We start from the raw sequence: 13,046 nt of genomic DNA, 5'->3' as shown, positions 1-13,046 counted from the left end.
CCCTACTGGAGGTGGGCCCGCACCTCGGCGGCGGCCTCGTCGCCGTACGCCTTGGTGAAGCGGTCCATGAAGTTGGCCCGGCGCAGGGTGTACTCCTGGGTGCCGAGCGTCTCGATGACCAGGGTGGCCAGCATGCAGCCGAGCTGGGCGGCGCGCTCGTGCGAGACGCCCCAGGACAGGCCGGTCAGGAACCCGGCGCGGAAGGCGTCGCCCACGCCCGTCGGGTCGACCTTGGCCTCCTCCTCGGGCACGCCCACGACGATCGGCTCGGCGCCGACCTTCTCGATGCGCACCCCGCGCGAGCCGAGGGTGGTGACCCGGTAGTCGACCTTGGCGAGGATCTCCTCGTCGCTCCAGCCGGTCTTGGACTCGATGAGCCCCTTCTCGTACTCGTTGGAGAAGAGGTACGTCGCGCCTTCGAGCAGGGTGCGGATGTCGTCGCCGGACATGCGGGCGATCTGCTGCGAGAAGTCGGCCGCGAAGGGGATGCTCCGCGCCTTGCACTCCTCGGTGTGGCGCAGCATCGCCTCGGGGTCGTCCGCGCCGATCAGCACGAGGTCGAGGCCGCCCACGCGGTCGGCGACCGCCTTCAGCTCGATCTGGCGGGCCTCGCTCATCGCGCCCGTGTAGAAGGAGCCGATCTGGTTGTGGTCGGCGTCGGTGGTGCACACGAAGCGGGCGGTGTGCAGGACCTCGGAGATGCGGACCGAGCCGGTGTCGACGCCGTGCCGGTCCAGCCAGGCGCGGTACTCGTCGAAGTCGGACCCGGCCGCGCCGACCAGGATCGGCCGGCCGCCGAGCTGGCCCATGCCGAAGCAGATGTTGGGACCGACACCGCCACGGCGTACGTCGAGGTTGTCGACCAGGAAGGAGAGGGAGACCGTGTGCAGCTGGTCGGCGACCAGCTGGTCGGCGAATCGGCCGGGGAAGGTCATGAGGTGGTCGGTGGCGATGGAGCCGGTGACTGCGATACGCACGGCGGAGGCGCTCCTGATGAGGGACAGCTGGGGGACGGCGTTGACGGTTCACGCTACCGGGTCGCCGCGGCTGGGCCGACCGGCGGAAACTACCCAATAGTAGGTCTTTCTGCGCACGCTTCCGGTGCGTACGGTGCGAAGCATGGAAACCAAGGTGAGCGGCGGGTACGGGGTGGCGAGGGAGCAGGGCCTTGCGGAGCTGCGCGGGGACTGCGCACGGATGGCACCGCACTGGGTCGTCCCCGTGACGGCGGCTCCGGCGCCCGTGCCGCCGTCCCGCATCCACGGTGTGACGATTCCGCCCTCGTCGGTACGGCTGATCGCGGGCATGTCCGAATACGGGGACTGAAACGGCCTGATCGCGCGGGGTGCGGCGCACGGATGGAACCGTGCGCTCCCCCGCTCCGTCCAATCGGCGTCCCTCGTAAGGGGGATGCGGGATACGACTGGACAGGAGCGATCTGGTGAGCAGCGAGCACACGCAGGACGAGCCCCGACAGCGGCGTTCGCGGCGATCTCCCTTGATCCTCGCCGCGGCGGCCGTGGCCGTACTGGCCGCGGGGGGCGGTGGGGCGTACTGGGCCTCGACGGCGTCCTCGGGCGGCGGCGACACGGCGCCCGGAGGGGACGGCGCACCTCCGCCGCTCGCACTCGACAGCGCCCCCGGCCCCGGCCCCAGCGGTGGCGGCAACGGGATCGCGCCCGGCGAGCCCGACCCGAACGGGGTGGTCTACCGGGCGTCGGTCAAGCTGCCCGGCGGCCCCGGCAAGGCGGCCGTCCACCAGCCGCGCGGCACGGTGGACGAGGCCGACGTGAACCGCCTCGCCAAGGTGCTGGGCATCGAGGGCACGGCGCGTCTTGAGGGCGACACCTGGAAGGCGGGCGCGACGAAGGACGGCTCGGGACCGACTCTGACGGTCAGTCAGAAGGCGCCGGGCACCTGGACGTTCGCCCGGTACGGCATCGGCGGGTCGGACAACTGCCCCAAGGGCAAGATGTGTCCGATGCACACCACCGGCGCGGATGCGGGCGACGGCGCGGCCGGTGGTGCGCCGGTGAGCGAGGAGGCGGCGAAGGCGGCCGCGGCGCCGGTCCTCAAGGCGCTCGGCGAGGACGACGCCAAGCTGGACGCCAAGGAGATCCTGGCCTCGGCCCGGGTGGTCAACGCCGACCCGGTCGTCGACGGCCTCCCCACCTACGGCTGGACCACCGGCATCCAGGTCGGACCGGACGGTCAAGTGGTCGGCGGCAGCGGCCACTTGAAGACGCCGGACAAGGGCGCCACCTATCCGGTGCTGAGCGCGGACCAGACGCTGGCTCAGCTCAACAGCCACACCACCGAGCGGCCGAGGAGCAAGGACTGCGCGGCGCCGGTGCCGCTCGACGGGCAGCCCACCAAGGGCAGGCTCCCGAGTGATCCGCAGGGCAACATCCAGCCGTGCAAGCAGGGCACGCCCTCGACCGTGACGATCGACGGGGCCACCTTCGGGCTCGCCGCGCAGTTCGTGGACGGGGTGCAGGCGCTCGTGCCGTCGTGGCTCTTCGAGGTCAAGCCGCCCGCGGGACAGCCGTTCACGATCACCGCTCCGGCGGTGGCGCCCCAGTACATCGCGAAGCCGCCCGCCCCGCCGACCGGCGCTCCCGTGCCGGCGCCGTCGGGGTCGGCCACGGCCGGCGACCACGGCCAGGCCCTGGTGTCGTACGCCGTCGCGCCGGACGGGCGGACGCTGACCGTCACGTTCTGGGGCGGGGTGTGCAGCACGTACACGGCGACCGCCGACGAGAGCGGCGGCGGCGTGCGGGTGAAGGTGACCGGACAGGTCAAGGACCCGAAGAAGATGTGCGTCCTGCTGGCCAAGCAGCAGACCGTCCAGGTGCAGCTGCACGAGGCGCTCGGGGCCCGGCAGGTGATCGACGCCGACACCGGCAAGGAGCTGCCGAAGAAGTAGCGCGACCCGGCCGCGGGCCGGACATGGCGAAGGCGGGTGTCCCCGGTGACCGGGGGCACCCGCCTTTCGGCTGCCGTGGGGCTTAGCTGAAGGAGTCGCCGCAGGCGCAGGAACCCGTCGCGTTCGGGTTGTCGATCGTGAAGCCCTGCTTCTCGATGGTGTCGACGAAGTCGATCGAGGCGCCGCCCAGGTACGGGGCGCTCATGCGGTCGGTGACGACCTTGACGCCGTCGAAGTCCTTGACGACGTCGCCGTCGAGCGAGCGCTCGTCGAAGAACAGCTGGTAGCGCAGGCCGGAGCAGCCGCCCGGCTGAACGGCGACACGCAGCGCCAGGTCGTCCCGGCCTTCCTGCTCAAGGAGGCCCTTGACCTTGGCCGCGGCGGCGTCGGACAGGAGGATGCCGTCGCTCACGGTGGTGGTCTCGTCCGATACGGACATCTGCTTCTCTCCCGGGTTGTACGGAGACTGCTTGCCGACGGTTGCAACCGGCGGGGCCCCGGATTCATTCCGGGCTCTTCTGGGGTTCTGCTCTTTCATGCTCGCACACGGAGCGCCGGGCGCGGAAAGGCCTGGGGACAACTCCGTGCGGGGGCGGGCGCGGACCGGGTGCGTCACATCGACGCTATGGCCATCGTCAAAGTGACGTGAAGCAGTTATGATAGATAGCGTCATTTAGACGAAAACCCCGGTGCAAGCACCAAGCACTGGCTCCACTGGAGCGGCTCCGCCGCACTGCTCAGGAAACAGAAAGGGTGCGTGACGTGACCACCGCCCAGCCCCGTCAGGACCTCGCCGGCCGCGTCGAGCTCGACGTCCAGCCGACGCCGCTCGCGCTGCTCCTGCTCGGCCGCGAGGCCGACCCCAAGAGCGAGCGCGGCGTGGAGTGTCCCGGTGACCTGCCGTCGCCCTCCGACCCGGACCTGGTGGAGCGCGCCCGCGCGGCCAAGGCGAAGCTCGGGGACAAGGTCTTCATCCTCGGTCACCACTACCAGCGCGACGAGGTCATCGAGTTCGCCGACGTGACGGGCGACTCGTTCAAGCTGGCCAAGGACGCCGCCGCGAAGCCGGAGGCCGAGTACATCGTGTTCTGCGGTGTGCACTTCATGGCCGAGTCCGCGGACATCCTGACCGGCGACGACCAGAAGGTCGTCCTGCCGGACCTCGCCGCCGGCTGCTCGATGGCCGACATGGCCACCGCCGAGCAGGTCGCCGAGTGCTGGGACGTGCTGACCGAGGCCGGCGTGGCCGAGCAGGTCGTGCCCGTCTCGTACATGAACTCCTCGGCCGACATCAAGGCGTTCACCGGCAAGCACGGCGGCACCATCTGCACGTCCTCCAATGCCGAGCGCGCCCTGAACTGGGCGTTCGAGCAGGGTGACAAGGTCCTGTTCCTGCCGGACCAGCACCTGGGCCGCAACACCGCTGTGCGCGAGCTCGGCATGTCCCTGGAGGACTGCGTGCTCTACAACCCGCACAAGCCGAACGGCGGGCTCACCGTCGAGGAGCTGCGGGGCGCCAAGATGATCCTGTGGCGCGGGCACTGCTCGGTGCACGGCCGCTTCTCGCTGGACTCGGTGAACGACGTGCGCGAGCGCATCCCGGGCGTGAACGTCCTGGTGCACCCCGAGTGCAAGCACGAGGTCGTGGCCGCGGCCGACTACGTGGGCTCGACCGAATACATCATCAAGGCCCTCGAAGCCGCCCCGCGCGGCTCGAAGTGGGCGATCGGCACCGAGCTGAACCTGGTGCGCCGCCTGGCCAACCGGTTCGCCGCCGAGGACAAGGAGATCGTCTTCCTCGACAAGACGGTCTGCTTCTGCTCGACCATGAACCGGATCGACCTGCCCCACCTGGTGTGGACGCTGGAGTCGCTCGCCGAGGGCAAGCTGATCAACCAGATCCAGGTCGACAAGGAGACCGAGAGCTTCGCGAAGCTGGCTCTGGAGCGGATGCTGGCCCTGCCGTAGCCACTCCCCCGGCCCGCGCGACGCCGAAGGCCGCCCCCACCTCGCGGTGGGGGCGGCCTTCGGCGTACGTACCGGGCGGGCGAACCGGCCGGGTCAGGCGTTGGCCGGCTCGCGGTCGGCGGAGTCGTCCGGCGCGGCCGCGCCCGCCTTCCTGGCGCGCTTGGCCGCCTTCTTCCTGGCCTTGCGCTCCTTGCGGAGCTCGACCATCGCGTAGAGGGTCGGCACCAGGAGAAGGGTCAGCAGGGTCGACGTCACCAGACCGCCGATCACCACGACCGCGAGCGGCTGGGCGATGAAGCCGCCCTCGCCCGTGATACCGAGCGCCATCGGGAGCAGCGCGAAGATCGTCGCCAGGGCCGTCATGAGGATCGGGCGCAGCCGGTGGCGGCCGCCCTCGACGACCGCCTCGACGACGCCGAGGCCCTGCTTGCGGTACTGGTTGATCAGGTCGATCAGGACGATCGCGTTGGTGACCACGATGCCGATCAGCATGAGCATGCCGATCATCGCCGGGACGCCCATCGGGGTGCCGGTGGCGATCAGCAGACCGATGGCGCCGGTGGCCGCGAACGGGATGGCGACCAGCAGGATCAGCGGCTGGATCAGGGACTTGAACGTCGCGACCAGGAGCATGAAGACGATCGCGATCGCCGCCAGCATCGCCAGACCCAGGTTCTTGAACGCGTCCGACTGGTCCGAGGAGACGCCGCCGATGGAGGCGGTGGCGCCGGCCGGCAGCTTCAGGTCCTTGATCTTGGCCTGGAGGTCGGTGCTGACCTTGCCGGTGTTGTCGCCGACCGGCTTGGCGGTGATGGTCGCCGAGCGGGCACCGTCGATCCGGGTCATCGAGACCGGGCCGGGCACCAGCTTCACGTCGGCGATGTCACCGAGCTTGACCGGGCCGAGCGGCAGGTTTTTGAGCTGGTCCACCGTCGTGGCCGGGTCGGCCGCGGTGATGTACACGTCCCGCTCGGCGTCGCCCATGATCGCCTTGGTGACCTGGGTGCCCCGCACCTGCTGGGCGACGGCCATGCCGAGGGTGGTCTGGTTGAAGCCCGCGTCGGCCGCCTTGTCGTTGGGCTGCACCGAGACCCGGGGCACGCTCTGCGCCAGGTCGCTCTGGACGTCGCTGACGTCCTTCAGGCTCGCGACCGCCTGGCGCACCTGCTCGGAGGCCTTCTTCAGGACGTCCCCGTCGGCCGCCTTGACGACCACGCTCAGGTCCTGGCTGCCGAAGCCTCCGCCGGAGGAGATGGCGGGGTGGCCCGGCTGGCCCTTGAGGGCCGCCTCCAGACGGTCGTGCGCCTTGTCGTAGTCGCCCGCGCTCTTCAGCGTCACGGTGTACGAGGCCTGGTTGGCGCCGGTGCCGCCGCCGAAGGCCGCCATGAAGCCGGAGGAGCCGACGGTGACCTGGTAGCTCTTGACCGCCGGGTCGGCCGCGAGGATCCGCTCGACCTTCTTGGAGGCCGCGTCCGCCGCGTCCAGGCTGGTGCCGGGCTCCAGCTCCTGCTTGATCGACAGGGTGTCCTGCTCGCCCTGGTCGAAGAAGTTGGTCTTGAGCAGCCCGGCCATGCCGAAGGTGCCGACCAGGATGACGACCGCGAGGACCACACTGGTGACGCGGCGGCGGGTGGCGAAGCGGAGCACCGGGACGTACAGCCGCTGGAGGCGCGACCTGTTCTCCTTCTCCTCCGCCTTGCGGCGCGCCTCGTCCGGGTCGATGCCCGCGATCGACTTGGGGGCGCGCAGGAACCAGTACGACAGGACCGGGACGACGGTCAGGGAGACGAGCAGCGAGGCGAGCAGCGCCGCGGTGACGGTCAGGCTGAACGAGCCGAACAGCTCGCCCACCATGCCGTTCACGAAGGCGATCGGCAGGAAGACTGCGACGGTGGTGAGCGTCGACGCGGTGACCGCGCCCGCGACCTCCTTGACCGCCGCCAGGATCGCGGCGTGGCGCTCCTCGCCGTAGCCGAGGTGGCGCTTGATGTTCTCCAGGACCACGATCGAGTCGTCGACGACCCGGCCGATCGCGATCGTCAGCGCGCCCAGGGTCAGCATGTTGAGCGAGAGGTCCTGCGTCCACAGCACGATCAGCGCGAGGACCACGGACAGCGGGATGGAGACCGCGGTCACCAGCGTGGAGCGCACCGAGGCGAGGAAGAGCAGGATCACGATCACCGCGAAGAGCAGGCCGAGCGCGCCCTCGGTGGTGAGGCCGGAGATGGCCTTGGAGACCTGGGGGCCCTGGTCCGAGACCACGGTGAGCTCCGCGCCGGAGCCGAGGCCCTTCTTCAGGTCGGGCAGCTTGTCCTTGACCGCCTGGGAGATCGCGACGGCGCTGCCGTCGTGGTCCATGGTGGCCATCACGGCGAGGCTGGGCCTGCCGTTGGTGCGCGTGATGGAGACCCGCTTCGCGGGCTGCTGCTTGACGGTGGCGAGGTCGCCGAGGCGGACCGGGGCGCCCTGCTGCGGCTTGATGCGCAGGTTCTCGATCTGCTGGAGCGAGGTGTAGGGGCCGCCGACCTGGACGGTGCGGCTCTTGCCGTCCTCTGAGAACGAGCCGCCCGGGATGGTCGCGCCGCCCGCCTTGAGGGCGTCGCCGAGGGTCAGGGTGGTCAGACCGGCCGCGGCGAGCTTCTTCGGGTCGGGCGTGACGTTGACCTGGAGGTCCTGGACGCCGTCGACGCTCACGCGGCCGACGCCCTTGATGTCCTGGAGGACCGGGACGACCGTGCGGTCCAGCTGATCGGCGAGCGCCTGCTGGTCCTTGTCGGAGGTCACCGCGAGCACCACGGTCGGCATGTCGTCGGTGGATCCGGCCACGACCTGCGGGTCGACCTCGGAGGGGATCTGGTTGCGCGAGCGGTTGACGGCCTGCTGGATGTCGGCGACGAGCTGCTTCGTACCGGTGCCGTACTCGAAGGTCGCCATGATCACGGCGTTGCCCTCGGACGCCGTGGACGTGATGCCCTTGACTCCGCTGACGGCCTTGATGTTCTTTTCGAGCGGCTCGACGACCTGCTTCTCGACCACGTCGGGGGACGCGCCCTGATAGGGGGCGAGCACCGACACCATGGGCAGTTCGATGGTCGGCAGCAGCTGCTGCTTGAGCTGCGGAATGGCGATCGCCCCGAAGACGATCGCGACGATCGACATCAGGCCTATCAGGGCCCGTTGTGCGAGGCTGAATCTGGACAGCCAGGACATGGGTGGGGTCTCTCTTCTGTGGCGTGCGAGCGGCGGTACGAGACAGGCGGGACCGGCCCGCGATCGCGCGGCGCGTCACCCGGGAAGACCCGGCCCCCGCCTATAACCCTCGGCCATGGAGCGGGTCCGATCCCTCGCTCCCAGGTCCCTTTCCTTATCCCGCACATACCGCAGCCGCAGTACGCCGCGCTCCACCCTTCAGTCCACCCGTGGGCGCACAAGGCCCGATTCGTAGGCGATGACCACCAGTTGGGCGCGGTCGCGGGCGCTCAATTTGGCCATCGCGCGGTTGACATGGGTCTTGACGGTCAGCGGGCTCACCGCGAGGCGTTCGGCGATCTCGTCGTTGGAGTGACCGCCGGCGACCTGGACCAGCACCTCGCGTTCGCGGACGGTGAGCGCGGCGAGCCGCTCGCCGTGCCGCCGCGCGTCCTCCCCGCCGTCCCAACTGCCGCCCTGGGCGAGGAAGGTGGTGATCAGGCCCTTGGTCGCGGCCGGGGACAGCAGGGCCTCACCGGCCGCGGCGATCCGGATCGCGCCGAGCAGTTCCTCGGGCTCGGCCCCCTTGCCGAGGAAGCCGGAGGCCCCGGCGCGCAGCGACTGCACGACGTACTCGTCGACCTCGAAGGTCGTCAGCATCACCACATGGACACCGGCCAGGGCCGGGTCGGCGGTGATGGCGCGGGTGGCGGCGAGCCCGTCGGTGCCGGGCATCCGGATGTCCATCAGGACGACGTCGGGCCGGGTCCGGTGGACCACGGTGACGACCTCGGCGCCGTCCGCCGCCTCGCCCACGACCTCCATGTCCGGCTCCGAGTCGACCAGCACGCGGAACGCCGAGCGCAGCAGCGCCTGGTCGTCGGCGAGTACCACCTTGATCGTCATGCCGTGCCTTCCCCCGTGGCCCCGGTCTCCGCGGTCTTGACCGGCAGTATCGCCTGGACCCGGAAGCCGCCGCCGTAGCGGGGCCCGGCGGTGCAGGTGCCGCCGAGCGCGGTGACCCGCTCGCGCATGCCGAGCAGGCCGTGGCCGCCGCCGTCGCCCGCGGCAGCGCCGGTACCCGTGCCGTTGTCGATGACGGTGATCTCGGTGTGGGGCCCGACCCGCACGATGCTCACCTCGGCCTTGGCGCCGGGCCCGGCGTGCTTCTGCACGTTGGTGAGCGCCTCCTGGATGACCCGGTAGGCGGCGAGGTCGACGGAGGCGGGCAGCGGGGCGTCGTCGGAGCGGGCGAGCTCCACGGGCAGCCCGGCCCGCCGGAAGCCGCTGAGCAGATCGTCGAGGACGGCGAGCCCGGGGGCGGGCTCGGTGGGGGCGGCGGGGTCGCCGGACTGGCGCAACAGGCCGACCGTGGCGCGGAGTTCACCCAGCGCCGAGCGGCTGGCCTCGCGCACATGGGCGAGGGCCTCCTTGGCCTGGTCGGGCCGCTTGTCCATGACGTGCGCGGCGACGCCGGCCTGCACGTTGACGAGCGCGATGTGGTGGGCCACCACGTCGTGCAGGTCGCGGGCGATGCGCAGCCGCTCCTCGGCGACCCGGCGCCGGGCCTCCTCCTCGCGCCCGTGCTCGGCCCGCTCGGCCCGCTCCCTGATCGCGTCGACGAAGGCGCGCCGGCTGCGCACGGCGTCCCCGGCGGCCGCGGCCATGCCGGTCCAGGCGAAGACCCCGAGGTGTTCCTGGGAGTACCAGGGCGGGACGCCGAAGAGCATCGCCGTGCCGGTGAGCACCACGATGGTGAGCACGCCGACCCGGTAGGTGGTGGGCCGGTCGGTGTGGGCGGCGACCGTGTAGAGCGCGACGACGGCGCTCATCGCGACCGGCGCGGGCGGTGCGCCGAGGCCCAGCTCGACCATGGCCAGGGCGCTGGTGCAGGCGAGCACGGCGACGGGTCTGCGCCGCCGCAGTACGAGGACGGCGGCGGCCAGCGTCATCAGGACGAGCGAACGCAGTCCCGGCGTACGGGTGCCGAAGGTCGGCCCGTTCGGCCCGTGCGGGTCGGCGAAGGAGCCGACGACCATGCAGAGCAGTACGCCGAAGGCGAGGCCGGCATCCAGGGCCAGTGGATGCGCCCGGAGCCAGGGGCGGGCACGGTCGAGGAGGGTCACGGCCACCTACCGTAACGGGGGCGCGCCGCCCCGGTCCGCGTCAGCCAGGAATGAGGCCGTCGTCGCTGAGCATGTCCCTGACCTCGTCCAGCGTCGCGTCCGGGCTCGGCAGGATCAGCTCGGACGGCTCCAGGGCGTCATCGGGAAGGGGCTCGCCCAACCGGCGCACCGCGTCGAGGAGCGCGCCGAGCGTGCGCCGGAAGCCCTCCTCGTCGCCGGCCTCCATCTCGTCGAGGAGGTCGTCGTCGAGCCTGTTGAGCTCGGTGAAGTGGCTGTCCGCCAGCTTCACCTGCCCCTCCCCCATGATCCGGACGATCATGAACGTCTCCTGCCGCTCGTCACTGCTTGTCGAAGCGCGGGCTCTGCTGCGGGGCCTTGTCCTGAGGAGCGGCGGCGCCGCCCTCGATGGCCTGCTTCCCGTTGGCTCCGCCACCCATCAGCTCGGCCTTCATCCGCTGCAGTTCCAGCTCTACATCCGTACCACCGGACAGCCGGTCCAGCTCGGTCTGGATGTCGTCCTTGGCGAGCCCCGACTGGTCGTCGAGGGCGCCCGAGGCAAGCAGTTCGTCGATCGCGCCGGCCCGCGCCTGGAGCTGCGCGGTCTTGTCCTCGGCCCGCTGGATGGCCATGCCGACGTCGCTCATCTCCTCGGAGATGCCCGAGAAGGACTCGGCGATGCGGGTCTGGGCCTGGGCCGCGGTGTAGGTCGCCTTGATCGTTTCCTTCTTGGTGCGGAAGGCGTCGACCTTGGCCTGGAGGCGCTGGGCCGCGAGGGTGAGCTTCTCCTCCTCGCCCTGCAACGTCTGGTGCTGCGTCTCCAGGTCGGTGACCTGCTGCTGCAGCGACGCCCGGCGGGACAGGGCCTCGCGGGCCAGGTCCTCACGGCCGAGCGAGAGGGCCTTGCGCCCCTGGTCCTCCAGCTTGGAGGACTGGCTCTGGAGCTGGTTGAGCTGCAGCTCCAGACGCTTACGGGAGGTCGCCACGTCGGCGACGCCCCGGCGCACCTTCTGGAGCAGCTCAAGCTGCTTCTGGTACGAGTAATCGAGGGTCTCGCGAGGGTCCTCGGCCCGGTCAAGGGCCTTGTTCGCCTTCGCGCGGAAGATCATCCCCATACGCTTCATGACACCGCTCATGGGCTTCGCGCGCCCCCTTCTGACGGACTCCAGCTCCAGCTGCTGCAACAGGACCCACAGTACGGGCCCTGCATCCATTACCGCACTGTTCGGGCGCCGATGCGCTCATCCCCAAGGACGACTGCGTCCCGCGCCGGTCCGGCGCAAGGAGTAGGTGAACCTCGGGGAACCGTGCATCGCCCGCTCCTACAGACGCAAGGCGTTGTGGGATCGTTCCCCACCGGCCTGGGGTCCATGCCGGGTACCCCGTACCCTTGGGGATTGTGTTCCGTAGCCGTTCCAACGCAGAGAAGGCCCCCACCGACAAGGTGACGGCGGACCTCTCCAAAGCGCCCCGTGACCCCGAGGCCCCCAAGGGGCGCCCCACTCCCAAGCGGAGTGAGGCCCAGACCCAGCGCCGCCGTGCCTCGACCGTGCCGACCGACCGCAAGGAGGCCGCCAAGCGCCAGCGCGAGGCCCGCCGGGTCGACATGGCCAAGCAGCGCGAGGCGCTCGCCAATGGCGACCAGCGCTACCTGCCGGCCCGTGACAAGGGCCCGGTGCGCAAGTACGTCCGCGACTTCGTCGACTCCCGGTACTCGGTAGCCGAGATGTTCCTGCCCCTCGCGGTGATCATCCTGGTCCTCTCGATGATCCGCGTCGGCAGCCTGCAGAGCCTCTCGCTGCTCCTGTGGCTCGTCGTGATCGTGCTGATCGTGCTCGACTCGATCGGGCTCGCCTTCCGGCTCAGGCGGGCGCTGGCCGCCCGCTTCCCGGACGAGCCGAAGAAGGGCGCCGTCGCCTACGGCCTGATGCGCACGCTCCAGATGCGTCGGCTGCGGCTGCCCAAGCCGCAGGTCAAGCGCGGAGAGCGGCCCTGAGCGGCCATCCGTCCGGGTTCGTGGGCGCTTCCGGCGCCTGGCTGAAGGGCCTCGGCGGGCTGCGCAACATCGTCCGCCAGGAACTCGTGGCCCGGCAGCTGGACGAGCAGATAGCCGGCCGCTTCCCGGTCGGCCAGCGCCTGCGGATCCTGGACGTCGGCATGGGCCAGGGCACCCAGGCCCTGCGCCTGGCGCGCGCCGGGCACTCGGTGACCGGCCTCGAATCCGATCCCGCGATGCTGAAGGTGGCCCGCGAGTCGCTGGCCACCGAGCCCGAGGGCATCCGCGAGCGGGTCCGCCTGATCGAGGGCGACGGCCGCGAGACCGGGGTGCACTTCCTGCCCGGCTCCTTCGACGTGGTGCTCTGCCACGGCGTCCTGATGTACGTCCCGGACCCCGACGCGATGCTCGCGGGCCTGGCCCGGATGCTCGCCCCAGGCGGCCTGCTCTCGCTGCTCGTACGCAACGCCGACGCGCTGGCCGTGCGCCCCGGGCTCGCCGGTGACTGGCCCGGCGCCCTGGCGGCCTTCGACACCGACTCGTACACCAACCGGCTCGGCCTGCCGGTGCGGGCCGACCGCCTGGCCGTGCTGACCCGCACGCTCGACGGGATCGCGGCTCCGCTGCACGCCTGGTACGGGGTGCGGGTGTTCACCGACAACGTGCCGAACGAGGCCCAACTGCCGCCCGCCGACGAGCTGGACCGGCTGCTCGCCGCCGAGGACCGGGCCGGCCGCACCGACCCCTACCGCCAGGTCGCGGCGCTGCTGCACCTCTTCGGCGTACGGGACTGAGGCAGGGGTATCCGCCGATGGGGTCCCGGTCCGGGACCCCCGGTACCTGA

12 protein-coding genes are annotated in these 13,046 nt (G+C 71.0%); 5 read left to right on the top strand and 7 right to left on the bottom strand.

Annotation, left to right across the window (positions count from 1 at the left end; all coding sequences use genetic code 11):
• Positions 1-2 precede the first annotated feature (2 nt).
• Complete coding sequence (locus tag DT019_RS06470) at positions 3-977, bottom strand: carbohydrate kinase family protein (protein WP_114035659.1); 975 nt, start codon at positions 975-977, stop codon at positions 3-5.
• Between the two features lie 142 nt (positions 978-1,119).
• On the opposite strand from DT019_RS06470, the gene DT019_RS06465 reads away from it, so the two are divergent.
• Together DT019_RS06465 and DT019_RS06460 are read left to right on the top strand one after the other, a co-directional pair.
• On the top strand, positions 1,120-1,326 hold the full coding sequence (locus DT019_RS06465; protein ID WP_114035658.1) for a hypothetical protein: 207 nt from the start codon (positions 1,120-1,122) through the stop codon (positions 1,324-1,326).
• A gap of 115 nt (positions 1,327-1,441) precedes the next feature.
• A complete protein-coding gene (locus DT019_RS06460) occupies positions 1,442-2,926 on the top strand; it encodes a hypothetical protein (RefSeq protein ID WP_114035657.1) in 1,485 nt (494 codons plus the stop codon).
• An 82-nt stretch (positions 2,927-3,008) separates the two neighbouring features.
• On the opposite strand, the gene DT019_RS06455 is transcribed toward DT019_RS06460, so the two are convergent.
• Entirely contained in the window at positions 3,009-3,365 is a 357-nt protein-coding gene (locus tag DT019_RS06455; RefSeq protein WP_030933606.1) for a HesB/IscA family protein, read from the bottom strand.
• A 314-nt stretch (positions 3,366-3,679) separates the two neighbouring features.
• Between DT019_RS06455 and nadA the strand changes: the two genes are divergently transcribed.
• Entirely contained in the window at positions 3,680-4,894 is a 1,215-nt protein-coding gene (gene nadA / locus DT019_RS06450) for a quinolinate synthase NadA (RefSeq protein ID WP_114035656.1), read from the top strand.
• A 93-nt stretch (positions 4,895-4,987) separates the two neighbouring features.
• On the opposite strand, the gene DT019_RS06445 is transcribed toward nadA, so the two are convergent.
• From DT019_RS06445 to DT019_RS06425, 5 genes are all read right to left on the bottom strand, one after another.
• Positions 4,988-8,104 carry an efflux RND transporter permease subunit gene (locus DT019_RS06445; RefSeq protein WP_114035655.1) on the bottom strand — a complete coding sequence of 1,039 codons (3,117 nt, stop codon included), beginning with the start codon at positions 8,102-8,104 and terminating at the stop codon, positions 4,988-4,990.
• A 198-nt stretch (positions 8,105-8,302) separates the two neighbouring features.
• Complete coding sequence (locus tag DT019_RS06440) at positions 8,303-8,989, bottom strand: response regulator (protein ID WP_114035654.1); 687 nt, start codon at positions 8,987-8,989, stop codon at positions 8,303-8,305.
• Positions 8,986-10,209: a sensor histidine kinase gene (locus DT019_RS06435; protein ID WP_189389224.1), complete on the bottom strand. Its 1,224-nt coding sequence runs from the start codon at positions 10,207-10,209 to the stop codon at positions 8,986-8,988. Before DT019_RS06435 ends, DT019_RS06440 begins: the two co-directional genes overlap by 4 nt.
• A gap of 40 nt (positions 10,210-10,249) precedes the next feature.
• Positions 10,250-10,528: a PspA-associated protein PspAA gene (gene pspAA / locus DT019_RS06430; protein ID WP_114035652.1), complete on the bottom strand. Its 279-nt coding sequence runs from the start codon at positions 10,526-10,528 to the stop codon at positions 10,250-10,252.
• Positions 10,529-10,547: 19 nt separating this feature from the next.
• A complete protein-coding gene (locus DT019_RS06425; RefSeq protein WP_114035651.1) occupies positions 10,548-11,342 on the bottom strand; it encodes a PspA/IM30 family protein in 795 nt (264 codons plus the stop codon).
• Positions 11,343-11,605: 263 nt separating this feature from the next.
• Between DT019_RS06425 and DT019_RS06420 the strand changes: the two genes are divergently transcribed.
• Complete coding sequence (locus DT019_RS06420; RefSeq protein WP_114035650.1) at positions 11,606-12,202, top strand: DUF3043 domain-containing protein; 597 nt, start codon at positions 11,606-11,608, stop codon at positions 12,200-12,202.
• An 86-nt stretch (positions 12,203-12,288) separates the two neighbouring features.
• The gene (locus tag DT019_RS06415) at positions 12,289-12,996 is read left to right on the top strand and encodes a class I SAM-dependent methyltransferase (protein ID WP_114036040.1); all 708 of its coding nucleotides are present in this window, start codon (positions 12,289-12,291) and stop codon (positions 12,994-12,996) included.
• Positions 12,997-13,046 lie beyond the last annotated feature (50 nt).

Origin of the sequence: Streptomyces sp. SDr-06, from assembly GCF_003324565.1 — a bacterium.
Lineage (GTDB): Bacteria > Actinomycetota > Actinomycetes > Streptomycetales > Streptomycetaceae > Streptomyces.
The sequence above is the reverse complement of the archived record's forward strand: the minus strand, read 5'-3'. Positions and strand labels throughout refer to the sequence as shown.